We start from the raw sequence: 25,660 nt of genomic DNA on the forward strand, positions 1-25,660 counted from the left end.
TTTTGAATCTACTGCTTGACTAAACATACGCACAATCGGCTGGCATTTCCAGCCGATTGTGTGGCTGCCAAAAAAATCTTAGAAATCAATAGTTGCAGAGAGTGAGGCTGTCCGTGGAGCACCTATCCAGGCACCGCCAGAAACGACAGTTCCTAAGTAATCCTCATCCAGTAAATTATTTATCACTAAATTCAGGTTGGCTCCCCGTAGTGCCGGGCTAAATCCTCCCAGATTCATGCCCAGGTAGGCATCGACAACTACATAGGAGTCAGCTGTCCAGCTATTGTCTAAGTCGACAAAGCGATCTCCGGTAAACTTACTGGAGATGCCACCGTAAAATATTTCAGAATTCCAATCCAGGCCAATCACATAGAGTTGATCAGCTATTCCGACTACGTCATTCCCTGGTGTTATTCCTTGAGTTTCATCTACTGCTGAGTTTCCTGAGCCAATATAGGTAGTGTCCAGCAGGGTATAGGATGTATAGAGATTTAGAGTTTCTGATAAATTGTAGTCCAGGAAAAGTTCCAGACCATCAGATTCGATTCCGCCGGCATTAAAATAGGTCCCATTGGTACCTATCAAATAGTTATTACCTGCGGAAGTATTGTTATCCAGGAAAATGATCCTATTTTCAAAATCATTTTGAAAATAGGTGGCAGTTGCCGAGAAATTATCGGCGGTATAGCGAAGCCCTAGCTCTGTGGTCTCTGAGGTTTCCGGTTCGATATTGTCGAGATCTGAATCGGGCCGCTCTAATACGCTGTCTCCAATCGCCTTAAAGTTTTCAGCGTAGCCTGCGAACAGCTCTGTACCTTCCAGGGGTGTTTCCCAAATCAAACCGGCGGAGAGCAGGGTGTCTGAATCAGAGTCAACACTTGCATCGGAAGACTCCTGAAACAGATCTTCCCTTTCAACATCGACAAAGAACTGCTTGGCGCCCAGTGTCAAAGAGAGAGTGTCGATGGTCAGGGAGTTCTGTAAATACCACTTTGTGCTGGTTGAGGGATAACTGCGGTCGTATTGCACCCAGTAGGGTGTTGAATTGAAACTGGCACCCTGAGTTGCATCAGTGATTTTGTGCCAATCGCGGTGTTCGTCACGGGTGGAGTCTTCATACCAGAGGCCGCCTCGTAGCTCATTGTCCAACCCGGCGATGGTGGTAGCGTATGTAAAGTCTAGAGTCAGTCCGGCACGCTCTTTCTCATAATGAGTGTGCCGATAAGACATCGCGGGTATGGCGCCCTCTGCATAGCAATCTGGATTGTAGGCTGGTCCTGAATCGCCATAGATATTGGTGACTGACGCTGTACATGTTTCATCGTAAGTAAGGGCATTGCCATTGGCATCAACAAAATAAATGATGCCCGACTGGCTACCGCCATAGGCAGTTGAGCCGCCGAGGAACTCGGACTCGCCCTGTTCGCTGTCATCTGTAATATCAACCAGGTAAGGGGGCACCCAGTCCCCACGGCCTTCGTTGCTATGGTAGTAGAGTCCGGTCTGTAGATTGAATGAGTCTGTCAGGTCAAAATCGAACTGGGTGTAGGCCAGCAGGTTCTCGCGCAAGGTAGACCAGCCACGGCGATAGAGTTGATCGATATAGGGAGTACCGGACCAGTTGCCGGTAAGGAAATCGTTTTCAGGGAACTCTTCAAATTGGGCGTCCGAATAGACTCGTTGATAATTATCTTCGTGGATATCGTCGTAAGATATGTAGGCCTTGATGGTACCAGCTTCCAAGCTGGTCACTAGTTTTGCCGCGATGTGCTGTCGTTCATTCTCAGCAGTTTCAGTAATCCAGTCGGTCGCTTCCTGGTTAGAGTATGAGATCCAGGCTTTGCTGTTCCCGGCAAAAATACCAGTGTCATAGCGAAAATATACTCTCTGTGCATCAAATTCGCCTGTGGACAGTTCTATTCGACTGCGCTGTGTGTCCAAAGGATCATCAGTGCGATAATCAATAGTGCCTCCCAGGGCTTCGTGGGAACGTGAAGCGATATCTGAAGTACCCTGTGATACTTCTATTGAACCGATATTACCCGGATCAACAAAGCGGTTTGCTTTTGAGCCTCCACCGTAATTCGAACCGCCATTGGGAATACCATCGATGGTGGTGCCAATTTGCTGTTCATCTAAGCTGTTAGTAAATCCGCGAATACTGATATTGGTTGACCAGTCGTCAAAGCCGTAAGTATCTCCTTCATTGACTGAGACACCGGGGAGGTTATCGATCAATGCATTAACGCTGGTGATAGAGGACTGTTGCTTGCGCATTGCCTCAGATACTTCGCTGCTGTTAAAAGTGCTACCGGAGCCCAGAACCATTACTTCTTCAATTTGTGCGTTGCTGAGGTCTTCAGCGGTCACGGGACTGGCACTCATTATTGTGGCCACTGAAATGGCGGCTGCCAGGTAGGTCTTTTTAGTATTCATCGGGATACCCCAGTTTGTAGTGATTCAGCAAGTGTTAACCAGCCTGGTTAGTGGCTTGGGTTATTTGCGCGCGTACATTGACGCGTCTTGATGAATAATTCTTTACAGGGGGGTTAAACTCTTTTTACCCGTTGGTGAATGCTCAATAAATCCTGAGAGCCAGAAACATGAGCTGTTTCAGACTGACTGAATAGTGTCCTTAGTAGTGGGGGTGATCCGGTGAGTAATCTTGATTGAGTGTAGGGGGGAGGGCTGAGTTACCCCAGCCCAATTTAAACAGAAATCAGATAGCAGCTTTCAAGGAAATGCCGGTGCAAGCTTCAATTGTTCCCCAAAGAACTCCCAGAACTGCATTCCAGACTTTCTCAATGGTGACTAACAGGAGTCCACGTAAAGTGTTGGCGAAGTTCTTGGCCATATCCTCCAGGGAGTCGAGAAAGTAATCTTGCAGGTCGCCAGATATTTCATCAGATGCAATTGCTTTAGCAATCATTTTTGTTTGCTGAGCCATTGCGGATAACTGGCGCTCGGAAAATCCCCTGAGTTCAGAAATATCACTGTTGATTACCGCAGAAGCTGCCCCTTTGATATCGGCAACGAGTTGGTTAACGTCAATAGACATAGTAATTTCCTCAGCGATTCAGAAAAGACTCATAGGTGAGTGCTTGGTCCATGGAAACAACAATTTCATTTTTGAATAGAGAAACAGCGGTTGCGTTTAGGCCCTTATCTTCATCTACCGTGCGCATCATGTTCAAACTCTCTGAAATTTTCTCCAGTGACGCAACACTGGGGGGTTCCCGCTCAAAGCTAATATTCCTGCCAGAAGATTCCAAATAGTTGTTAATCTTTTTGAGTAGTTTACTTTCAGGCGCAGGGCGGGTTTTCGATTGCATAGCCAGCGCATCTACTTTGCCGATCAATGCATGGTATCTCTCATCTCTTTTTGAGTAAGAATCTTTGTTAGTTCCACTGGAAACTGAAGAGAAAAATTCCATTATCTCTACATTGACAGTGGTTAAATCTGAGTATAGCGCGGCATCATAGCGCGGCGCCATTTGTGAGCATCCGCTAACTAGAATGGTAAGAAAGGCTAAAACTGCAAAGATTGCTATTGGCTGCCTTATCATGACAACTCCCCCTTTAATTTTCATTTTAATAGTTCAATTCGGCTCTTTTCAGCCGCCTAAAGGGTGGCTGAGAGATATACAGTTCTTTCCAATTTTTTCGTCTGGGTACCCATTTATACCGGTTCCAAAATCTCATGCGAGGTCGGCGAAATACTGGGATCATTTTCCTTTTCAAAGTAAGTCAGCAGTAAGCGAACAGCCTCCTGATTATCGAAATATCGGGAGTGAACTCGAGCTGCCAGTTTGTCCGGAAAAGTACCGTAAGACCCGATAATTCTCTCATAACAGTGGTGACGTGCTGGGACCGCAGAACCACTGGCAAACCAGTCTGAGTGAGACTTGATATCAATCCACTCGATTAGATCTTTTCTTTGTGACAGTTGCTCTACTTCATTCTGCAGCCAAGGAGCTTGCTTACCCAGAACTTCGATTAGGGACCCCATTGTTAGGATACGGATTGGTTTACCGATTGGCGGAAGATCGGCAAAAAGGTCTACAGTAACGACACTGCCAAAACTATGTCCGACAATAGTTACGGAATCGTAGTCGTATAGTTTAATACTGTTTTCGAGCTGTTCTCTGACCCGTCGGATAATCTCAAAGCGGACTGCAGGCTTGCCCTTGGCCGCCGGCTCATTGGTGAGATAGCGCTTACAAAAGTCAGAAATATCTACTAGTAAGGCAACCGGCATAACGGCAACAACGGCAGTAGCAATCAGCCAGATCCGCCAGCCTCCTATATACTCAACACCTTGCTTGAGCTGTTGTACTGCGGGATAAAACGGACTGTCGCTGGAGGGCTCAACAGCTTCGACAAATAAGATAATGGTACCTATGTACCAAACAATAAAGGCTAATGCTGAAAGGGTTAGACCAAATGTCAGGTACTTTCGTTTAAGCACTCCTTTCCAAATATGGAGGTTGGCCAGCCAGAACCAGATTAGGGAGAAGCCTCGGGCTAAGCGGACTTTCAGGCTCTGCTGCGTGATACTGGGAACCAAGTCGTTCCAGTAAGCTTCAACCAGGTCAAGCTCCTGTTTATCGTTGACCCTCAGGCGGTTGATGCCGGCAGGGACGGTAGGATCAGAAATCTGAGTGAGAGGCATACGCTCACTGGCTGCGATCATTCCCTCGGTGAACTCTGACAGTTGGGCGGTGCTGGTGACTCGTGTCAATCCAGGCACCAGCATAATTAAGCTTCTTCTCATTGTTATTCCAATTGGCTCTATTCTGGAGATATAACCTTCTGCCAAGGTTTGCTCCTGCCTTTGTTTTTTCTGTGTGAAAATCGTTTCAGTAAGTGAGTATTTCCATATATAAGTACGCTAGCCAGTAGCTAGCTGCGGTGTATCTCAGTGGTGAAATTTTGTGCGATGGCCAGCTCTATACTAACCGAAGGACATTGGATATAGGTGCATGTCAACTGAATGTTACTCGATTTATATGTGATACAAAACGAGATGTAAATATAGAAAAGAAAAAGATTTATTGATTGGGAGAGCAAAAGCCGCTTCGTGGTTCTTTTCTTAAATTACTTGTCGGAAGTTATTTCATCGTGGTTAAGGGGGTAGACTAGCGAAGGTGAAGATCTGTTGCTGCTTACACCGCACTCTATGGGAGTATCAGAAGCGACAGGTTAAAATTTACTCTACGGTTTCTTTTTGTAGTTCAACTAAAATAAATTCGTTGCCGTAGAGATCTTCAAAGTGGGCAAACTCTGCACCCCCTTCAGAAGTAGGTGGCTTGCTGAAGTGAACGCCATTTTTTGCAAGTTTTTTATACTCTCTGTCAAAATTATCTGTATAAATAACGGCACAAGGCTGCCCTGCAGTTTGTGCTCCCACTTTCTTTTGCTGGTTTTCAGAAGTTGCCTGAAGAAGCCATATACCCATATCTTTTTGTGCCGGAAGTCGAATATGAACAAATCGATGCGGTGCTGCTTGAGAGTCAATAAATACTTCAAACCCCAATTTGTCACGATAAAAGGCAATAGCTTCTTCATAGTTGTTGACTAGGATTACCAGTCTGCCAATTGAGTTCATTAGGGGCTCCGTGATTGGCCTTATTGCTACTTCGATAAGAGGGATTATTTCTTTTTGGTTAATAGGTGTACAGTTTTCAAATAGTTTTTATTTGAGTAGCCTATACCAAAATGAATGCTTTTAGCGTGAAGTTGGTTAGCTGTAAAAGTTTACTGAAGTTACAAGATATTTGAACTGTACTTGTTGAAAGCGGTGTCAGTTTCTGGACCTTTACGCCAAGGTTGCCAAGTATTGGAATGAAAGACAGTCTCACCATTGTTGGCCATCTATGATGGAAACCGGACTTTCTATTGTTTATAGCCGATTATAGTGACTGTAAACGATCAGTATATTAATTAATGATTTCGAGGGATGGTTGGCAAAGTGAAAAGGATTTCATTTTTTTCTAAAGCTATAAACTCCGTTATGGTTTTTGTTGTTGTAGTGCTGTGCCTACTCGAGCCCAGGTCTTCGATTGCTTGTACCCGAATACTCTATGAAACTGGTGATAAGACCTATATTACTGCCCGTAGCATGGACTGGAGTGATACCGATGCAGCTATGGCATTTTGGGTTTTCCCTCAGGGGATGGAGCGCAATGGTGGCTTGGGCCCAAAATCTATTACTTGGACTTCGAAGTTTGGCTCAATTGTTATCAGTATTTACGATGCGGCTACAACTGATGGGCTCAATGAAAAGGGCCTCGTAGGCAACCTTTTATACTTGGCTGAGGCAGATTATGGGAGTGCTGCCGATAGGGATAAGCCGACTATCTCTGTTGGGGCCTGGTTGCAATACATCTTGGATAACTACGCAACGGTTGATGCTGCGGTAAAGGGGTTAAAGAGTGACCCATTCACTGTGGTTGGCGCAGATCTTCCCAATGGGAGACCGGCAAGTACACATATTGCAATTTCAGACCCCAGTGGTGATTCCGCTATTTTTGAATATCTTGATGGTGTGCTAAAGATCCATCACGGTAAGCAGTTTACGGTAATGACTAATTCTCCTCCTTATGATCAGCAACTGGCAATCAATTCCTATTGGAATTCAATTGGAGGCCAAAACTTTCTACCGGGTACAATTAGTGCGGCGGACAGGTTTGTACGGGCGAGTTATGCTTTAAAAACATCACCAGAATATAAAAAGTATCGCGATGCATTAGCATCCGCATTCTCCCAAATTCGTGCTGTCAGCGTGCCGCTGGGAATGGATGATCCAGATAAACCCAATATAGCCTCAACATTGTGGCGGTCGGTTATTGATCAAAAAAGTAGCCGCTACTATTTCGACTCTGTTATTAATCCATCAGTAATTTGGCTGGATATGGATAGTGTTGCTATTGAGCCGGGATCTAAAGTAATGACAATGAAATTAGATACTCCAATGGATACTGGTGGGGAAGTGGCATCTAAGTTGAGTCCTTCAGAACCCTTTAAGTTCCTCGCTCCAGGTAGCTGAATAAATACGATAACGAGAAGAGTCTAAGTCAATGCATGAATCATTTACTGTTCGGGAGATGACACGTAAAGAAGTGGATTTACTGGTTGACTGGGCTGCACTTGAAGGCTGGAATCCGGGGTTGCACGATGCAGAAATTTTCTGGAAAACAGATCCAGAAGCTTACATTGCGGCGGAAGTTCGGGGTGACTTGATCGGAGGAGGGGCAATTACTGCGTACGGTGATGATTTCGGTTTTATGGGATTCTTTATCGTTAGGCCTGAATTCAGAGGTCATGGGTTTGGTAACAGGCTTTGGTATATCCGACGGGACCGCTTAAAAACCCGGTTGAGGCCTGATGCAAGCATCGGTATGGATGGAGTATTTGCGATGCAGGATTACTATGCCCGCGGCGGTTTTAACTTCTCCCATCGGAATCTCCGTTATCGAGTCGAACTTTCTGCTTTTGAGGGTGTGAGTGCTCAATGTCCTGATGAAATTATCCCGCTTAGTGAAGTTTCTTTGGATCAAATAATTGCTTACGACAGGACCTGCTTTCCCGCAAGTAGACGGGTATTTCTGAAAGCATGGATTTCCCAGCCAGAGGCTCTGAGTTTGGGCTATGTCCAATTTGGAAGTCTTTGTGGCTATGGTGTAATCAGGCGTTGCCGCAATGGATGTAAAGTCGGTCCTCTGTTTGCAAATAGCTATAAAGTGGCAGATACGTTGCTGAAGCGATTGGTCTCATTTGCAGATGATGGACCTATCTTTCTGGATGTGCCGGAAAATAATCCTGCGGCTATGTCGCTGGCCAAGCACTATGGAATGGAGGAGGTTTTTGGCTGCGCAAGAATGTACCTGGGACCAATGCCGGATATTGCGCGGGATCGAATTTTTGGTGTAACGACATTTGAGCTGGGTTGATGCACAAGAGAAATCTGGAGGGTTACGCTGGGCGTCCGCCTCATCCCCGCTGGCCTGATCAGGCCCGCATTGCAATTCAGTTTGTCTTGAATTTAGAGGAGGGGTCAGAATCTACCAAGCTAAACGGCGATACCCAATCTGAATCATACCTGCATGAACTTCCTGGCAGGCCCACACGGGTTGGGGGGCGGGATTTCAGTGTAGAGAGTATGTATGAGTATGGTTCGCGCGCTGGTGTCTGGCGGCTTCTCGATATCTTTAATACTTGCAGCGTGCCTTTAACAGTTTTTGCTACCGGTCAGGCGTTAGAGCTTAATCCGAATTTAGCGCTGGCCCTGGTCGAACTGGGGCATGAGATTGCTGGCCATGGATACCGGTGGATTGATTATAAAGATACTCCTAAGAGTCGAGAAAAACATGATATTCAGCTCACTGTTAAGATAATCGAGCAGTTAACTGCTAGGCCTCCGTTTGGGTGGTATACAGGTCGGGTAAGCTCCCATACTAGATCATTGGTACGGGAAATTGATGGATTACTGTATACGTCAGATTCCTACAGTGATGATTTACCATTTTGGGAACAGAAATCAGATTCATTGTTGGTGATTCCCTACACCTTGGTGAATAACGATATTCAGTACCTGCTGCCCAGCGGGTGCACGACTGCCGATGATTTCTTTTTATTGCTAAAAGGTGCTTTCGATCAGCTTTGGCGGGAAGGGAGCGTGAGTCCTAAGTTGATGAGTGTCGGACTGCATGGGCGAGTCAGCGGCCACCCTGCCAGGGCAGCTGGAGTTTATCGTTTCTTAAAATATATCCAGCGATTTGAACCCATTTGGCTTTGTCGCCGCAATGAGGTAGCACAGCATTGGATCTCCAATTTCTCTATCGCTAGATAACTTGGGCGGTACCTTTCCAGATTGCTTGTGTGCGGAAAATTTAGGCCTTCTGTATCCCCGTAAGTTTTCTTCTTTTATAGCAGCCGTTTCTGCTCTGAGGCTTTTGCAACTTCCCCCGACCACCTGCGGAGTTAAGAAATATTAAAATAGCCCAGTGGCTTTCTAACAATAGCTAGAAAGCAGTTTTTAGTGTGATTGATACGTTGGGTGTAGTAATTGGAGGGTGGAGAGGGAAGGCAAAGTGTGGGGCCTTGGAGCAACCCGAGGCCCGGTCGGGCGGTTAGTCGCGAGTGGGAATTGCCTGGACCACTTTAATAAAGTAATCCCAGAAATTGGCGACACTCTGGATATGTACCTTCTCTTCAGGAGAGTGAGCGCGGCGAATGGTTGGGCCAAAGGAAACCATATCCCAGTTGGGGTAGGGTTTGGCCAGCAATCCGCACTCCAGGCCGGCGTGAATAACTTTTACTTCAGCTTCCTCGCCAGTCATTTCTTTATAGACATCCTTCATCATCGCCAACAGCGGTGAATCGGGATTTGGTGTCCAGCCAGGGTAGTCGTTGTCCAGTGTCGTTTCCGCACCTGCCAGCTGGAAGGTGGCGGCGACATTGAGGCCGTGTTGGTCGCGGGCGCTGTCAGAGAGGCTGCGTACAAGACATTGGATTTTTACTCGATGCTCACCGTTCTCCTCCATTGTTACAACACGGGCCAGGTTGTTGGATGATTCAGCAATGCCTTCGAGAGCAGTGCTCATTCGCTCAACACCATTGGGACAGCAGCGGATTGCGCGAATAAGGGTCAATTGGCTATCTGCGTCTAGGGTGTTGGCTGGAGTTTCGGTAGCTTCCAGGGTGATGTCCAGTGCCGCTTCATTGTCCAGTTCACGGGCAATTTGAGCGCTTTCGCTTTTTACAATTTCCTGTACTTTATCGACCGCTACTGAAGGCACGACCAGGGTTGTGAAGGATTCGCGGGGAATCGCATTGCGCAGGCTGCCGCCATCCAGGTTGGCAATACGCAGCTCGGGGACCTGGGCTAGAATGGCGTGGATAATGCGGTTTGTGATCTTGTTGGCATTGCCTCGGCCTTTGTCGATATCCAAGCCTGAATGCCCGCCACGGAGGCCGCGAACAGAGAGTTTTACTGCTTCGGCACCGGGCAGGACCGCTTCTGGCGTATAGGGCAGGCTGACATTGACGTCGACACCGCCGGCACAGCCGATATACAGCTCGCCTTCATCTTCAGTATCCAGGTTGAGGAGCAGGTCAGCTTCAAAATAGCCAGGCTTAAGATTCTTGGCGCCGGTCATGCCCGCTTCTTCGTCAATTGTCAGCAGAGCTTCCAAGGCGGGGTGGGGGATATCAGTAGATTCCATCAGGGCCAGGATTGCGGCAACACCAATACCATTGTCTGCGCCGAGCGTGGTGCCTTCCGCAGTTACCCAGTCACCATCCACGTAGGGTTTGATTGAGTCGGTGAGAAAGTCATGCTCAGTGTCGGCATTCTTCTGCGGCACCATATCCACATGGCTCTGCAGGGCCAGTGTCTTACGGTTTTCCATACCTGGAGTGGCCGGCTTCTTGATAACAATATTGCCGATTTCATCCAGCTGAACGCCTAGGCCGCGTGCTTTAGCGAAGTTAACGATATGCTCCACTACGCGGTCTTCATGCTTGGATGGGCGTGGAATTTCACAGAGCTTGGAAAAGTGTGCCCACAGTGGAGTTGGGTTCAATTCAGCAATATTGCTCATGAGTGGCCTCGATTTATTCTATTGTTGCCGGAGCTATAAGCTAGCTGGCCGATCAAAGGCGGTGGGCTTTGGCCCCCGGCAGGAAAGCCCGGCGAGCGCCGGGCTTGGGTAAATGTGCAGGAGTTTATTTTTGAGCCGCGTCGGCAGCCTCAGATTTTTCAGCGTTCAGTTCAAAGGCGATGCGTCGTTTGTCTACATCGACAGACGCTACTTTAACTGAAACTTCCTGTTCTAGGTGGAAGCGTTTTTCATTGTGCGTAAGAACCAGGTGCTTGCCATCGAAGGCGGGCAGATTCTTCTTATCGCCATTCATGCGCACAAAGCCGTCAATACCAAAGTCGTCGAGTCGCACGCCGATGCCTGCGCCGTTTACCAGGGTAATTTTCCCTGTAAATTCCTGGCCAACTTTCTTCTCGATAAATTGAGCGTAGAGCCATTGCTCCAGGGCTCGGTTGGCCTGGCGACCGCGAATCAGGCTTTCCTGCAGGGATTCAATTTTATCATCGGCCAGTGTGGAGGCTTTCTCTCCCTGCGCAGCAGCGCGCAGAACGCGGTGGTTGTGCAGGTCGTTGTACTTGCGAATTGGAGAGGTGACGGTGGCGTAGGCCTCGAGGCCCAGTCCCAGGTGAGCCCCTACCTTGTTATCGAGCTGGCCCGGGCGCAGCATACGCTTGAGCACGGCGAGCAGGTTGTTCATCTGCGGCTCTTCATGGTTTTCCAGGTACTTAACCAGTGCAAGGTAATGCTCCAGTTGCCCCAGATCGGCCTCTGCATGCTCAGGCAGCAGTTCTTTCAGCAGGCTGCGAACTTCCCCCATGCGCTCTTCGCGGAAGCCCAAGTGAACAGAGAAGCAGCCCTGCTCAATCTCGGCGAGTTTGCCACCCATGCTGATATTGGTAGCGAGCATGGCTTCCTCGACCATTCGCTGAGCGATATTGCGTTCCTGTTTTTCGATACGCTCGATCTTGCGCTGATCGTTCAAGCGGATTTCATAGTCCGGGCGATCTTCCATTGCCAGTGAGTGGCTGGCACGGTATGCGGCCCGCGCTTCGTAGATCGTCGCCAAATTACGCAGACTGTCCTGTTGCTCCTGGGGCACGGCGGAGTCGTCACCCTCAATAAAGCGGCTGACTTGTTCATAGCTCAGTTTGTGCTGGGAGCGAATAGCGGCAAATTCATAGCGGCTATTGCCAATGGTGCCATCGCTATCGATATCGACATGGATAACCAGGGCGGGGCGCAGCTCGCCGGGAACCAGGGAGAACAGGTTCTCACACAGGTTGCGCGGCAACATGGGTAGGGTTTCGCCCGGTAAATACTGGCTGTGGGCCCGATTAAACGCCTCTTTATCCAGGGGGCTGTTCTCATCAATTAGGGATGATGGGTCTGCTATAGCAATGTGCAGGGTCCAGCCCCCGTCACGGCTGCTTACGGCCAGAGCGTCGTCCATATCGCGAGTGGTTTCTGCATCGATAGTTGCGAAGCCCAGCTCGGAAAGTTCGGTGCGCTCACCGGTAACTGTTGTCAGTTTCTCCGCAATTGTGTCCGCCTGCTTTTGTGCAGCGGCACCAAATTGCTCAGGCAGCTTGAATTGGGCGACAACATAGGCGTGTTCGATACCGGGCATATCGGGCTTGCCGATAACGGTCTCCACCTTGGCCTGGGCTCTGCCGTCTTTAAATGGATGGCGGTTTACTTTGCAGGCAATAAACTCTCCCGGCTGGGCCTTGCCGCGAGCCTTGGGAGGGAGAAAAATCCAGCGGGACAGGCCATTTTGCGTGGGCTGGATAAAGTGGCCCTGGCCGCGCTGTACATACTGGCCAACAAGGTAGTCGAGCTGGCTGTCGATCAATGCATCGAGTTCTGCTGCGAGTTTACCCTTGTTCTCTTCGGAGAGACTTACTCGAACCCGGTCACCGGGAAATACACGCTCCATTTCATTGGGAGGCAGGAAGGCTTCCCTCCCGTCATCCAACTCAACGAAGCCAAACTTGCCGTTACTGCCGCGAACCCGGCCTTCGGCAAACTCCTTACTGGAGCGAATATCTGTTTTCAGTTGCGAAAGTTGTTTTAGAGCGTCGGCATTCAGCATCGAGTTTATCTCTATGGGTCGATTTGGGCGCGGATTCTACCAGACCATGCGCAGAGGATGTAACGCGCTTAGGCGGTGGAAATGATCTTAGTTGTCAGTGTTGTGAGGTTTTCAAAAATTTTTGAAAAAGTGGGCATATTAAGGAAGGCTTCAAAAGGAGGTTCTTTGCCAGAAGATTTATACAGGAATCGTGTTCTCTTGAGGGGCAGTTATAGGAAATTTATAAGAGAGCCGCCAGCGGTAGGAGAGGGCCCGGTATTCAATGCCAATTAATGGAGAAATAAGAGCGTAGAGCTAGCCGCCTAGATTAATGACTGGGCGGCCCAAGTTATTCTGGGGCAAACGAATATCCTAAAAATGATATTTTGGTGTGATGTTTTAGCTATTCTAATGCTCATGTGTGCAAAATATGCAAACTTTGTCTGTGGGAGCTGGATATAATCTTATTCCAGATAAAAACAGATAAGGGCTGTGGTTGTTCCCCAGCTGTAGAACCGGCCTTCCGGAGAGGAACAGTTAATGAGTATTTTTTCCCATTCCGCCTACGATAAACACGAACAAGTGGCGTTTTACCAAGATGCAAAGAGTGGCTTGAAGGCCATTATCGCGGTACACAATACGAATTTGGGTCCCTCACTGGGTGGCTGCCGTATGTGGCCCTACGCCGACGATGGCGAGGCCCTGAATGATGTTCTCCGTCTTTCCCGGGGTATGACTTACAAGTCCGCAATGGCCGGCCTCAAGCTGGGCGGTGGCAAGTCCGTAATTATTGGTGACCCGCGCAAGGAAAAGACTCCTGAGTTACTGCGCGCTATGGGTGAATTTATTAATACCTTGGGCGGCCGTTATATCACTGCTGAAGATTCTGGCACTAGCGTGGCGGATATGAGTGTTATCGGTGAGACAACCGAGTTTGTCTCCGGCCTGTTCGCGGGCTCCGAGTATGGTGGTGATCCTTCCCCTTCGACTGCTTACGGTGTGTTTGTTGGCCTGAAAGCTGCGGTAGAACACCGCTGGGGCAAGACTGACCTGACCGGCTTAAAAGTCTCTATTCAAGGCGTGGGCAACGTCGGTTTCCGCCTGGGTAAACTATTGAAGGATGCCGGTGCGGAACTGTTTGTCACCGATATTTTCCAAGACAATATCGATCGTGCAGTTACAGAGCTTGGTGCCATAGCCGTAACTGCCGACGAAATCTTTGACCTGGACGTAGATCTGTTTGCCCCCTGTGCGATGGGTGCAATTCTCAACGATGACACCATCAGCCGTTTGAAGGTTCAGGCGATCGCTGGCGCGGCCAATAACCAGTTGGCGGAAGAGCGCCATGCTGAAGTGCTTCGCGAGAAAGGTATTTTGTACGCACCGGACTATGTCATTAATGCTGGCGGTATTATCGATGTTTATTACCAGCAGAAAGGCGATTACGACGCTGCAGAAGTGCGCGCTCATATCGAAGAGATTGGCAACACTATGAAAGAAGTGTTCGAGCGTGCCGATGAAACCGGCCAGACCACCGCTCACGTAGCGGACCGGGTTGCCGAGGAGCGCTTTGGTCACCATACGGTTGTAGGCGAGGCCGAAGACAAGTCTGGTACTGTGGCAGCGTAATGTTTTCAGCGCAGGAGTAGAGCTGGTGACCTGATTCCTTGGGCGATTGTCATCTCGCTTCTCTCTGTGATGTATTGATTTGGGCACTTCGGTGCCCATTTTTTTGCCTGGAATATTTGCTAAATTGCGGTTGGTAAAAGGTTTTGCTGACACTCTGGAGGAAAGCTGGCCTAAACTTGCCATCCTGAAATTGCGGTTTTTTAAAAGGGAGTGACAATATGGACTTGCGTCCGCTACTTATCAGCGTTGCCATCGCTATTACTGGCCTTACCGCTTGCGGAAAGTCTACCGATGATACGCCTCATGCGCTTTCGGTGGATAAGGAAGCAGCAGCCAGTAGTAAGGCTGCTGCATCCGATAAAGAGGCGTATGTCCCGCCACCCAAGTTGGAGATTCCTTTCCATAAGGAAGTATTGCCCAATGGCCTGACGGTGATTGTGCATGAAGACCACAAAGCCCCCGTTGTATCTACCAATCTTTGGTACAAAGTAGGCTCTAAGGACGAGCCGCCAGGTAAAACCGGATTTGCTCATTTATTTGAGCACTTGATGTTTAACGGTAGCGAAAACTTCCCAGGGGAATATTTCGAACCCTTCCAGCGCTCTGGGGCCACCGATATGAATGGCACCACCAGCAATGACCGCACCAATTATTTTGTCACTGTGCCCAAAGGTGCCCTGGATATGGCGCTGTGGATGGAGTCCGACCGAATGGGGCACTTCAAAGGTGCAATTACCCAGGAGGTTTTGGACGAGCAGCGCGGTGTTGTAAAGAATGAAAAACGCCAGGGGGAGAATGCACCTTATGGCAAAGCGTTCGATATTATTGCCAAGAGTACCTTCCCCAAAGGACACCCCTATTCGTGGACGCCGATTGGCTCGATGGAGGACCTGGACAACGCCAGTCTTGAAGATGTCAAAAAATGGTTTGAGGACCATTATCAGCCCGCTAATGCCGTTTTGGTAATTGCGGGTGATGTTACGGTCAAAGATGCGATGGCCAAGGTGCGCAAATATTTTGGTGATATCCCGAGCACAGGAGTGCAACCGCGCATTAAGAATTGGGAACTACCCACCCAAGTGAAAAAGAGGGAGGTGGTTTACGACCAGGTGCCCCAAACGCGAATTTACAAGGTTTGGAATGTGCCCGCAGTGGGTAGCGAAGTGGAAGACGCGCTGGAATTAATGACTTCCCTTCTCGCCAATAGAAAAAACTCTCTTCTTTACCGCCGTTTGGTTCGTGATGAGCAAGTGGCTACCAGCGTCAGCGCTTTTTATTACGGCCGTCAGCTTGCAGGGCAGTTGATGATTATTGTCGACGTGAAACCGGGGCAGTCTGTAGAAAAAGTTGAAGACTTACTGAATAAAGAATTAAAGCAATTCGCAAAAAATGGTGTGAATGCGGATGAGCTGCGCCGGGTTAAACAGAGTGAGTTTGCCGGGCTGGTAAAGGGGTTGGAAAAAACCGGTGGTTTTGGTGGTAAGAGTGACATTCTTGCCCAGTCGGAGTTTTATTTCGGCGATCCCGGAGCCTTGATAGAAGGCGTGGAGGATTATGCAAAAGTATCCGCTCTCGAAGTTCAGGAAGTGGCTGAGCAGTGGTTAAAAGAGGACTCCTACACCTTAATTATGGAGCCGAAGCAGAAGTATACGGCAGCGGCGGAGGGTGCTGACCGCAGCAAGCTCCCCGAGGTAGACAAAAATGTAGAGCTGGAACTGCCAAAACAAAAAGAATTTACCCTCAAAAATGGATTAAAGGTTGTTCTGGCCGAACGCCACGATACTCCCGTGGTACTGATGAATCTGCAATTTCGCAGTGGCGCCTCCGCAGATAAAAATAAGCCGGGTCTGGCTTCAGTTGCGGCGCAAATGCTGAACGAAGGTGCGGGTGATCTGGATAGCCTGGAATTTAGCTCTCGCTCAGAAGAGCTTGGTGTAAATATTGGTGGTGGTAGCGGCCTTGATTATAACAATATCAGCATGAGTGCCCTTAAGACGCAGCTGGAGCCATCGCTGGAGCTATTTGAGAAGGTGGTTACTGAACCTCGTTTCCCCGAGTCCGACCTGGAGCGGGTTAAGTCCAATCGCCTGGATGCAATAGCCCAGGAAAAAGCCCAGCCTCAGGGCTTGGCTATGCGTGAACTGCCGCCGCTACTATTTGGAGAAAACCACCCTTATGGCTCTCCCTTGACGGGATCGGGTACTCCCGAGGGTATTAAGTCCATAACCCGTGAGGATCTGGTTAATTTCCAAAAGACCTGGGTGCGACCGGATAATGCAACCCTGACGATCGTGGGCGATGTTACTGAAAAAGAAATAGAGCCTCTGCTGAATGAAACTCTCGGAAAGTGGACTGCTCCTAAATCAGAGCTTCCCAAAATTGAAGTTGCCAAGGTGCCCCGTCCGGAAAAGGCTCGAGTTTATTTGCTTGACCGCCCCGGCGCACAACAGAGTTATATCATGGCGGGTTTGCTGATGCCGCCTTGGCAGCCGCAGGGAGCTGAAGCTTTTGATGCGATGACGAATATTATTGCCGGAAAGTTCACTTCCCGGGTCAATATGAATCTTCGTGAGAACAAGCATTGGTCCTATGGTGCCCGCGCGGTTTCCCTCGATACAGAAGGGCAGCGTCCTTATATCCTCTTTGCTCCTGTGCAAACTGATAAAACAGCTCCAGCGATTAAGGAATTGGTAAAAGAGTATGAGGAATACTTAGGAGAGCGTCCTATTACTGCAAAAGAGCTTGAGGACTACCAAAATGATGAGGTCCTGAAGCAAAGTGCTCGATTCCAGACCAAAGGGCAATTGCTTTCCAGTATTAATTGGCAGGTGGAGAAGGGGCTTCCAGAGGAATATATTGCCGAATACCCACAGCGGGTTTCAGCACTGAATAAGGAGAAAGTGGAGGCCTCCGCGAAGGAGTATCTTGCGCCAGAGCAATTCACCTGGGTGATTGTTGGGGATCTGAGTAAGATTAAAGGCGAGGTTGAAGCCTTGGATATTGGCCCCGTTGAGGTGCTTCCTGCAAAGGACTGATTGAAATTATTTCCCCGCCCTGTTTGGGCGGGGAAATAGGGTTTAGGCTTTAAAACTGGGGCGCTCTTTAAGTTGTTCACGCCACCTGATTAAGTGAGAGTGCTTGGACGGATCGGGTCGAAGGTTTTGCACTTTGCCGAAATCCAGTCCGCAAACCATGCTGATATCGGCCACTGAAAAATAGTCACCAACCAGGTATTCATGGTCTGAAAAGTGGTTGTCGAGGGTATCCATAAACTTCAGGGCTCGCTTGCCTGAATCCTCACCAAAATCGGGGTAAACATTCATCCGGTCCTTAAAGAAACCGGAAACGTGCTGGAAACACATCCCGACAGGAAACATAAGGTTAAAGTCGGCACGGCGATTCCACATTTCCACCAGTGCTTTTTCCTTGGGGGTGCGGCCGAAGAGTGGTGGCTCTGGGTGTAGTTCCTCAAAATAACGCTGAATGGCCACTGATTCCGCAATGTAAGTGCCGTCATCCAGCTCCATTACGGGTACTTTTTTATTGATATCTTTGCTTCGAAACTCTGAGCTAAGATTTTCCCCTTTTGTAATATCTATTCCGACATATTCTGCATCTAACCCCTTTTCTGCCATAAACATGCGAACACGTCGACAGTTTGGTGCTGCTGCGAACTCATAGATTTTCATAGAGGCTTCCTCTCGCTTGGGTAATTGCGTAGATTGTGCGATCTTGGTAAAGGACGTTGAGAATCTAAAAGAGATCTACTGGGGACGACAATGACAACAAAGACCAACCGAAGCTACTTTGTCAACCGCGCAGCCGCCGTGACTTTGTCGGTATTTGCCGGGCTTTTCAGTTTGCAGGCGAGTGCTGAGAGCATTGCAATTTACGCTGGCAAATTATTTGATAGCAGTAATGGAAAATTATTGGAAGACCGCACCATTCATATTGTCGACGGACGGGTTGAGTCGGTACAGAAAGGGTTTGCCAAGCGCGATCGAGAGCGCTTAGTCGACTTGAGAGAATATACGGTATTGCCAGGTTTGATGGATATGCACAGCCATCTCACTTACGAGTTTGGGCCGCGTGCTTATATGGAGTCTTTCAGCTGGAATACTGCCGATTTTACCTTGCGCGGCGTGGATGCTGCACACCGCACTCTACAGGCTGGATTCACCACGATTCGAAATCTTGGTGATCACGACAATGTGACTGTGAGTTTACGTAATGCAATCAACAAAGGCCTGGTGGAAGGTCCGCGTATTTATACGGCGGCAAAGACAATCGCAACTACCGGTGGGCACGCTGACCCCACCAATGGGCTCAGGCAGGACTTGATGGGAAACCCTGGCCCAGTGGATGGTGTTATTGATGGGCCGATCAGCGCGCGCAAAGCGATTCGTCAGCGCTATAAGGACGGCGCTGACCTGATCAAGATCACCGCGACTGGTGGAGTCTTGAGTGTGGCAAAGAGCGGCCAGAACCCACAATTTATGCAGGATGAGCTGGAGGCAATTGTTGAAGCTGCTAAGGACTATGGTTTCACAGTTGCAGTACATGCCCACGGTAAGGAGGGAATGATTCGCGCAATTCGTGCTGGAGTGGACTCCATTGAGCACGGCACCTATATGGATAATGAAGTGATGGACCTGATGCGCCGTAACAACACCTGGTTTGTGCCGACTCTATTGGCTGGTGAGTGGGTGACAGAAAAATCGGCGATTGAAGGCTTCCTGCCAGACCTGGTGCGCCCGAAAGCCGCGACTATGGGGCCTTTAATGCAGGACACTTTTAGCCGCGCTCACAAGCGCGGAGTGAAAATTGCATTTGGAACCGATACCGGTGTGACCCGTCACGGGGATAATGCCCGTGAATTCTTACTGATGGTACAGGGTGGAATGAGCCCGGCCGATGCACTGCGTTCAGCGACTTGGAACGCGGCCCAACTACTGCAAGTACAGGATCAGCTGGGCAGCATTAGCGAGGGCAAGATAGCTGATATTATCGCTGTGGCTGGAAATCCCCTAGAAGATATTTCGGAAATGCAACGGGTTCTGTTTGTAATGAAAGAAGGCGTTATTTACAAAGAGTCTAGCGAGTTGCCAAGTGATGTGTTTCTTGAGCAAGATATCAGCGGTTAGCCGGTAGAGAAGAATGGCAGTGAAACAGCAAGACTGATGTGCTGTTTCACTGTTAGCAAGACATCAGCTACTGCGGGGCGGTAGGGAAGAATTGAAATGCACTGTGAATATATTCAAGCCCCGAATGGCCTCAAACGCCGTGTATCCTTCCTGCCCTCGTATGTGAGTAGCTATTGCTCCGTATTAGTCCTCGAGTTCGTATACCAGATCCAGATTGACGGTAAGTGTGGTTTCTCCCGGTGAAATGGGGGTGGAAGCACTATCTTTCATGGCCGCCATTTCAGTGCGGTACATGGGGCGTGGCATACCGCCGTTGCCATTTTCTGAAATACTGACAATGCGACGCACTTTTGTACCCAGCGCTTTGGCGTACATTTCTGCACGTTCCTGGGCGTCTTCAAGGGCTTTTTCCCGGGCTTTGGCTTGAACTGGAGCAGGTTCACCAATTTCGAAGCTCGGGCCGTTGATCTGGTTGGCGCCAGCGGCAGTAAGATTGTCCAAGACCTTGCCGAGTTCATCCAGTTTGCGAACCTTCACGCTGACGGTATTTCGCGCGGTGTAACCAGTGATTCGGGGTTTTTTGTTTTGCTGGTACTGGTAGCGCGGAGACAGGTTAACGCCTGTGGTTTGAATATCTTTCTTGTTGATACCCGATTTTTTGATGGCGGCCATTAAAGACTCCATCAGATTGGCGTTATCGCGCATTGCCTGTTTGCTGTCCTCTGACTCGGTTACCACTCCGACAGAAATTTTTGCGATATCAGGAACCTGACTTGCCTCCCCCCGTGCAGCGATGGATACCATCGTCCCCCGGTCTTCTGGAGCCCGCTCGTTACCACAGGCGGTGGCGAGCAGGGCGAGAAGGGAAATTACTGAAATTTTTACTGCTTTCATAACGCTTCCTTATCCATTGAGTGCTGATTGTTGCGACGAAAATGGCGCCATTATTTTATAGATTGAATCCTGAACCGCAGCTGAGCCGGTGTGCCTTTTAGGTGTGAAATATGCTCTAGCGGCGGTGGTAAAAATCACTTTGTCCTCTTTGCTCTGAAGCTTTAAGAGTTAAAAATCTGCTGGTAAGTTTCATCCTTATCGTGATAGATGGCGAATCCCAGCCTGAGAAACTGTTGTCGCCGATCACACAGAACTGCTCGAGCCTTGAGCTCTTCCTGAACCCTCTGTGAGATTTCTGGTTGTGAGCAGTCAAATGTGAAAAAGTGGCCGTGACCTTCTTCCAGATCATGATAAATCAAGTTGTTGCGATTCAAGATGGGGTGGTCTGAGTTATCCATGCTATTCAGGAATCGGGTTTGCGCATTGAGAACATAGCTGTGTATTTTCTCGATGGTAATGCCTTCGCGATGGAATAAATCGAAAATAGCCAGGGCTTTGTAGAGTGTTGAATAGTCCATGGTCGCCCCGGCAAAGCGCAGCCAATTGTCGCTATATCCGACTTCTCCCGAGCGATTCTCCAGCTCAGCCATTTCTGCGAACCAGCCGGTATTTACGGGGCGCAGTGTACAGTTCGCAGGAATTGTCATAAAACACAGGCCTTCACCGGCGCCTAGGTACTTATATGATCCTGCCGTAAAAAAAACCTTGTCTGCAACGGTTGAAAGATCGATTGGGCGGGCAAAAAAACCGTGATATCCATCGATAACGAATTGTGTGTCATGCGGTTTCTGTGCCGCAACCTCCAGCAGCCGGGGAAATACCACACCGGAGTCAAAAAATACCAGGCTGGCATAGGCCAGATGGTATTCATTTTTATGTAGCTCGGTCTCAAATCTTTCCGCCAGGGTGGCGTAGGGTTCTTTGGCAACTCTCGTTACCTCTACTTGAGGAAGCTCTTCCAGACGTTGTAATTGGCGAGTAAAACTGTAGAACTCTCCGTCTGTAGTGAGAATGCGCAATGGTTTACTGGGATCGAATGAACTCAGTAGCCGATACACTAGTTCATGGGTATTTGGGGCTATAGCGATCAAGTCTGCCCTGGGCAAGTTGAGGGATTTTGCGATCGCCGCTTGCCATGAGGGTATCTTCTCCTCAAAAATTGGCCCCCATTTTTCATCGGCCAGAAGTGCTGAATCGCGCCAGTACTGCTGTACTGCATCAAGGGTAACATCGGGCCAGTAGTGGTGGGAGTGGCAAGCCATGTGCAGCATGGAAGAGGGACTGCCACTGGGCGCCTGAAGGAACTCGCGATAGAATTTTTTATACATATGCGTTTAGCTTTAAAAAGCCGATTTATTTGTTATGGGCTGATTGTAGAGCTTGGCAACAAGAAGGAGTAGAGGGTGAAGTACTTACACACCATGGTTCGCGTAACCAATCTGGATGAATCTCTGGCGTTTTACTGTGAAAAGCTGGGCCTGCAGGTCGTTAGTCGAAATGATTATGATAAAGGGCGTTTCACCCTAGTGTATCTCGCAGCCCCCGAGGATCTTGAAGCGGCCAGGGAGAATAAGGCCCCGACACTGGAACTCACTTACAATTGGGACCCGGAAAGCTACACTGGCGGGCGGAACTTCGGACACCTGGCATATCGGGTAAATGATATTTACGGGGTGTGCCAACGCATGATGGATCAGGGAGTAGTTATCAACAGACCCCCGAGAGACGGCCATATGGCATTTCTTCGCTCCCCAGATGGGATTTCCATAGAGTTGCTGCAAAGTGGAGAGCCTCTCCCACCACAGGAGCCCTGGATGTCTATGGAAAATCAGGGTGAGTGGTAGTCCGGGATAGTTGAAACCTGAGATAAATTCTGACGGCCAAGAAAAAGAGAAAGTGAGTGAAAAATACCAGTTGTATTCTACTGGCCGGAGAGACGGCTGCGCGGCGCATACGTGAAGAGGGATTGTCCCAGAGGCAATTTTCGACGCTGGTCGGCGCTTCCGGCGGTCCCAAGTGGCTGGTGATTAGCCAGTTGGATCGGGTATTGATGGGGGAGTTCTTCAAGGAGCGGAGCGAGCCAATTGTCACCTTGGGGTCATCTATCGGTAGTTTTCGCAACATGTGTTACGCAATGGCAGAGCCGCTGTCAGCACTTGAGCGATTAGAGCATCACTATATCTACCAAGCCTACTCTGACAACCCCTCCCCTGAAGAGATTACTGCCGGCGGTCGCAAGATGCTGCAGGCAGTGTTGGGTGCTAAAGGTGCGCGCGAGGTAGTGGAAAATCCCATTTGGCACAGCCACTTTGTGGCGGTCAGGGGCAGGGGGCCACTGGCCAGTGAAAACAAGGCACTGTTGGCGCCGGCATTACTCGCCTCGGCACTGGCAAATGCTGTATCTCGCAACAGCCTGAGCGCTTTTTGGGAGCGGGTGGTTTTTCATTCGCAAGAGTCGGCAGGCATTCACTTCCAGAACCTGAGCACCGAAAATATTCCGCTGACCGAGCAGAATACCTGTGCTGCTGTACTGGCCAGTGGCTGTATCCCTTTGGTAATGACAGGGGTGCAGACACCGGAGGGAGCTCCACAGGGTAATTATCGCGATGGCGGTATCACCGATTACCACTTTGATCTGCGCTTCCGCCACCCCCAGGGCTTAGTGCTCTACCCGCACTTTTTCCCCTATATGGTGCCCGGCTGGTTTGATAAAGGGCTCTCTTGGCGACGGGTTCGCGGAGATGCCATGCAATCCACTCTGGTTGTGGCTCCTTCGCCCAAATTCGTTGCCTCCTTGCCCTATGGAAAAATTCCAGACCGCAATGATTTCTACAAGCTCGACCGTGAAGACCGTTTGAAGTACTGGGGGCGGGTGGTTGATCTCAGTCGCCGGGTGGCAGATGATTTTTATGAAATTTGGCAAAGTGGCCGGGCAGCTGAACATTTAATTGAGGTGGGTGCGGAGGATGTCCCTCATATGTTGGGGCAGGTCAGGGCAGCATAGGTATGGTGCAGGAATTTAACAGTCCCCAGGAAGAGTACCGCACAACTCAGGAGAGGGTTTATTTTCAGGTGCGGGATGCCATTCTGCGGGGAAAGTTTTTGCCGGGTAGGGCGATTACTATTCGGGGCTTGGCCTCGGAGCTTAATTGCAGTCCAATGCCGGTTCGCGAAGCGTTGCGTCGCCTGACCTCCGAGCGGGCCCTGGAGCTGTCAGATACCCGCCGGGTCAGGGTGCCGACAATGACCCCGGAAAAACTGGCAGAGATTTGTGCCGCTCGTGTGGCCCTGGAGTGTCAGGCCGCTGAACAGGCCCTGCCATTGGTAGGGGATGCTGAATTGGCGCAACTTCGGGAGCTGGATGAACGTGTAACAGAAGCTCTCGCTCAGAAAGACATCGAGCGCTATGTAACCACTAATCTGGAATTTCACTTTACCCTCTATCGCCTGGGGCAGCCCCATATCATCCTGTCCCTGATCGAGAGCCTGTGGCTACAGACAGCTCCCCTCCAGCACTTGGTTTTCCAGCGCTTTGGCGTGCAGGAGTTGCCAGACCGGCATCAAGATCTGCTCGAAGCTATTGCCAGTAAAGATGAGTTGAAGGTGCGCAAAGCCATTCAGCAGGATATTGAAGAGGGGCTCGGCTCTATCTCTGCAGAGGAGCTGCTGTAGCGGCTCCTTCCCCCCCCCCCAGTTGACTATTTAGTTTCCACTTTTTCTCCTCGCACTGGCGCAATTCGACCTTATGTTTTCGGTAAGGGCAGATAGACCTTGCGCTTCTGTCGATGGCCCCACTAGAATGTGATCACAAATTAGTGGTAACGATTTGGCCTTTTGAGCCCGATTGGTGGGCGCTGAGCAAGGCCTGTGAAAGCCAGGAGAGAAATATGAACAAGACTGAGCTGCAGCAACACGACCGTGAGCACCTGCTACACCCATTTACTGACTTCCATGACTTGGGCCAGCAGGGGACCCGTGTGATTACCAGCGCCGAGGGCGCTTACATCACCGATATTGATGGCAACAAAATGCTTGATGGTATGTCAGGCCTCTGGTGTTGCAACCTCGGCTACAGCCGCAAAGAAATCAGCAATGCGATCTACGAGCAGCTGAATACCCTGCCTTTCTATAACAGCTTCTTTCAGTGCACTACGGTACCCTCGATTGAACTGGCCGACGCCCTGGCTGAAGTGACCCCGGCGCATATGAACAATGTGTTCTTCACGGGTTCCGGTTCCGAGGCAAATGATACTAACCTGCGTCTGATCCGCCGTTTCTGGGATATCCAGGAAAAGCCGGAGAAGCGCATCGTTATTTCCCGTAAGAATGGCTATCACGGCTCTACCATTGCCGGTGCCAGCCTGGGTGGTATGAGCGGTATGCACAAGCAATTCCAGCCGCTTGACTACATTGAGTACGTACAGCAGCCCTACTGGTTTGGTGAGGGCGGCGATATGTCTCCAGAGGAGTTTGGTATCCAAGCGGCTCGTAGCCTGGATGAGAAAATCCAGGAGCTGGGCCCGGAAAATGTTGCGGCGTTTATCGCTGAGCCAATCCAGGGTGCTGGCGGCGTAATTATCCCGCCGGAAACCTACTGGCCGGAAGTCAAGAAGGTGCTGGACCAGTACGACATCCTGCTGGTGATGGATGAAGTGATTTTTGGTTTCGGTCGTACCGGTGAGTGGTTCGGTGCCGACTATTACGGCATGAAGCCCGACCTGATGACTTTCGCCAAAGCAGTAACCAATGGTTACTTCCCCCTGGGCGGTACCATGGTGAGTGATCGTGTCGCTGAGGTGATCAAAACCAAAGGTGGCGAGTTTACCCACGGTTACACCTACTCCGCGCATCCGGCTGCCTGTATGGCAGGTCTGGCAACTATCAATATTCTGCGCAACGAGAAGATTATCGAGAATGTCCGCGATGTAACCGGCCCTTACCTGTCCAAGCGTTGGGCTGAACTGGCGGAGCATCCGATCGTTGGCGAAACCCGCAGTTTGGGTATGGTCGGTGCCTTGGAGCTGGTAAAAGATAAGGCCAGCCGCGCTCGTTTTGATGATGACTGCACCGCTGGTGCGGTATGTCGTGACCTGAGTATCAAGCACGGTTTGGTGATGCGCGCCGTTGGCGATGCCATGGTTATCGCACCACCGCTGATTATGACCACTGAACAGGTCGATGAGCTGGTAGAAAAAGCGCACCGCGCCCTGGACGACACTGCTAAAGCACTGGCGTAACATAGCGGCAAGATACTCTGTTGCAGAGGCGTTCTGATACCCCGTTTTCCATAGTTTGAATGGAAAAGCGGTGTTGGGCCG

21 protein-coding genes are annotated in these 25,660 nt (G+C 49.7%); 11 read left to right on the top strand and 10 right to left on the bottom strand.

Annotation, left to right across the window (positions count from 1 at the left end; translation table 11 throughout):
• Positions 1-78: 78 nt before the first annotated feature.
• The 5 genes from ACJJI6_RS01005 to ACJJI6_RS01025 all read right to left on the bottom strand — a co-directional run bounded on the left by ACJJI6_RS01005 (position 79) and on the right by ACJJI6_RS01025 (position 5,608).
• Complete coding sequence (locus tag ACJJI6_RS01005; protein ID WP_475712228.1) at positions 79-2,436, bottom strand: TonB-dependent receptor domain-containing protein; 2,358 nt, start codon at positions 2,434-2,436, stop codon at positions 79-81.
• 283 nt (positions 2,437-2,719) lie between these two features.
• Entirely contained in the window at positions 2,720-3,058 is a 339-nt protein-coding gene (locus ACJJI6_RS01010) for a hypothetical protein (RefSeq protein ID WP_413662708.1), read from the bottom strand.
• Between the two features lie 10 nt (positions 3,059-3,068).
• Positions 3,069-3,590 (bottom strand): hypothetical protein, encoded by a 522-nt coding sequence (locus ACJJI6_RS01015; RefSeq protein WP_413662707.1) that lies wholly within the window; start codon positions 3,588-3,590, stop codon positions 3,069-3,071.
• A gap of 89 nt (positions 3,591-3,679) precedes the next feature.
• A complete protein-coding gene (locus tag ACJJI6_RS01020; RefSeq protein ID WP_444925465.1) occupies positions 3,680-4,774 on the bottom strand; it encodes an alpha/beta hydrolase family protein in 1,095 nt (364 codons plus the stop codon).
• A gap of 435 nt (positions 4,775-5,209) precedes the next feature.
• Positions 5,210-5,608: a VOC family protein gene (locus ACJJI6_RS01025; RefSeq protein WP_444925464.1), complete on the bottom strand. Its 399-nt coding sequence runs from the start codon at positions 5,606-5,608 to the stop codon at positions 5,210-5,212.
• Positions 5,609-5,971: 363 nt separating this feature from the next.
• Here ACJJI6_RS01025 and ACJJI6_RS01030 point away from each other — a divergent pair, with 363 nt between their 5' ends.
• Genes ACJJI6_RS01030 through ACJJI6_RS01040 form a run of 3 tightly spaced genes read left to right on the top strand, consistent with a single transcriptional unit; the run spans position 5,972 to position 8,851 of the window.
• Entirely contained in the window at positions 5,972-7,048 is a 1,077-nt protein-coding gene (locus tag ACJJI6_RS01030; protein ID WP_444925463.1) for a bile salt hydrolase, read from the top strand.
• Between the two features lie 31 nt (positions 7,049-7,079).
• On the top strand, positions 7,080-7,952 hold the full coding sequence (locus ACJJI6_RS01035) for a GNAT family N-acetyltransferase (RefSeq protein WP_444925462.1): 873 nt from the start codon (positions 7,080-7,082) through the stop codon (positions 7,950-7,952).
• On the top strand, positions 7,952-8,851 hold the full coding sequence (locus tag ACJJI6_RS01040) for a polysaccharide deacetylase family protein (protein WP_444925461.1): 900 nt from the start codon (positions 7,952-7,954) through the stop codon (positions 8,849-8,851). The genes ACJJI6_RS01035 and ACJJI6_RS01040 overlap by 1 nt, the downstream gene beginning before the upstream one ends.
• Before the next feature lie 280 nt (positions 8,852-9,131).
• On the opposite strand, the gene ACJJI6_RS01045 is transcribed toward ACJJI6_RS01040, so the two are convergent.
• Both ACJJI6_RS01045 and ACJJI6_RS01050 read right to left on the bottom strand, forming a co-directional pair.
• A complete protein-coding gene (locus ACJJI6_RS01045) occupies positions 9,132-10,604 on the bottom strand; it encodes an aminoacyl-histidine dipeptidase (protein WP_475712229.1) in 1,473 nt (490 codons plus the stop codon).
• A 124-nt stretch (positions 10,605-10,728) separates the two neighbouring features.
• Entirely contained in the window at positions 10,729-12,696 is a 1,968-nt protein-coding gene (locus ACJJI6_RS01050) for a VacB/RNase II family 3'-5' exoribonuclease (protein ID WP_444925459.1), read from the bottom strand.
• 81 nt (positions 12,697-12,777) lie between these two features.
• On the opposite strand from ACJJI6_RS01050, the gene ACJJI6_RS01055 reads away from it, so the two are divergent.
• The 3 genes from ACJJI6_RS01055 (at position 12,778) to ACJJI6_RS01065 (ending at position 17,339) form a co-directional block, all read left to right on the top strand.
• Positions 12,778-12,969: a hypothetical protein gene (locus ACJJI6_RS01055; RefSeq protein ID WP_444925458.1), complete on the top strand. Its 192-nt coding sequence runs from the start codon at positions 12,778-12,780 to the stop codon at positions 12,967-12,969.
• 246 nt (positions 12,970-13,215) lie between these two features.
• Entirely contained in the window at positions 13,216-14,304 is a 1,089-nt protein-coding gene (locus ACJJI6_RS01060; RefSeq protein WP_413662699.1) for a Glu/Leu/Phe/Val dehydrogenase dimerization domain-containing protein, read from the top strand.
• 218 nt (positions 14,305-14,522) lie between these two features.
• The gene (locus ACJJI6_RS01065; protein ID WP_475712230.1) at positions 14,523-17,339 is read left to right on the top strand and encodes a M16 family metallopeptidase; all 2,817 of its coding nucleotides are present in this window, start codon (positions 14,523-14,525) and stop codon (positions 17,337-17,339) included.
• A 42-nt stretch (positions 17,340-17,381) separates the two neighbouring features.
• Here the strand turns inward: ACJJI6_RS01065 and ACJJI6_RS01070 are convergent, their stop codons facing one another.
• Positions 17,382-17,993 carry a glutathione S-transferase family protein gene (locus ACJJI6_RS01070; RefSeq protein ID WP_444897963.1) on the bottom strand — a complete coding sequence of 204 codons (612 nt, stop codon included), beginning with the start codon at positions 17,991-17,993 and terminating at the stop codon, positions 17,382-17,384.
• A gap of 90 nt (positions 17,994-18,083) precedes the next feature.
• Between ACJJI6_RS01070 and ACJJI6_RS01075 the strand changes: the two genes are divergently transcribed.
• Positions 18,084-19,448: a metal-dependent hydrolase family protein gene (locus ACJJI6_RS01075; RefSeq protein WP_475712231.1), complete on the top strand. Its 1,365-nt coding sequence runs from the start codon at positions 18,084-18,086 to the stop codon at positions 19,446-19,448.
• A 183-nt stretch (positions 19,449-19,631) separates the two neighbouring features.
• Here the strand turns inward: ACJJI6_RS01075 and ACJJI6_RS01080 are convergent, their stop codons facing one another.
• Positions 19,632-20,342, bottom strand: coding sequence for an SIMPL domain-containing protein (locus tag ACJJI6_RS01080; protein WP_475712232.1), 711 nt, complete (start codon positions 20,340-20,342; stop codon positions 19,632-19,634).
• Between the two features lie 161 nt (positions 20,343-20,503).
• Positions 20,504-21,670: a hypothetical protein gene (locus ACJJI6_RS01085; protein WP_475712233.1), complete on the bottom strand. Its 1,167-nt coding sequence runs from the start codon at positions 21,668-21,670 to the stop codon at positions 20,504-20,506.
• 75 nt (positions 21,671-21,745) lie between these two features.
• Between ACJJI6_RS01085 and ACJJI6_RS01090 the strand changes: the two genes are divergently transcribed.
• The 4 genes from ACJJI6_RS01090 to ACJJI6_RS01105 all read left to right on the top strand — a co-directional run bounded on the left by ACJJI6_RS01090 (position 21,746) and on the right by ACJJI6_RS01105 (position 25,579).
• The gene (locus ACJJI6_RS01090; protein WP_444893272.1) at positions 21,746-22,186 is read left to right on the top strand and encodes a VOC family protein; all 441 of its coding nucleotides are present in this window, start codon (positions 21,746-21,748) and stop codon (positions 22,184-22,186) included.
• A gap of 56 nt (positions 22,187-22,242) precedes the next feature.
• Entirely contained in the window at positions 22,243-23,346 is a 1,104-nt protein-coding gene (locus tag ACJJI6_RS01095) for a hypothetical protein (RefSeq protein WP_475712234.1), read from the top strand.
• Between the two features lie 2 nt (positions 23,347-23,348).
• Positions 23,349-24,014: a GntR family transcriptional regulator gene (locus ACJJI6_RS01100; protein WP_282932023.1), complete on the top strand. Its 666-nt coding sequence runs from the start codon at positions 23,349-23,351 to the stop codon at positions 24,012-24,014.
• A 215-nt stretch (positions 24,015-24,229) separates the two neighbouring features.
• The gene (locus ACJJI6_RS01105) at positions 24,230-25,579 is read left to right on the top strand and encodes an aspartate aminotransferase family protein (RefSeq protein WP_475712235.1); all 1,350 of its coding nucleotides are present in this window, start codon (positions 24,230-24,232) and stop codon (positions 25,577-25,579) included.
• Positions 25,580-25,660 lie beyond the last annotated feature (81 nt).

This window comes from Microbulbifer maximicatervae (SeqCode), from assembly GCF_056232625.1.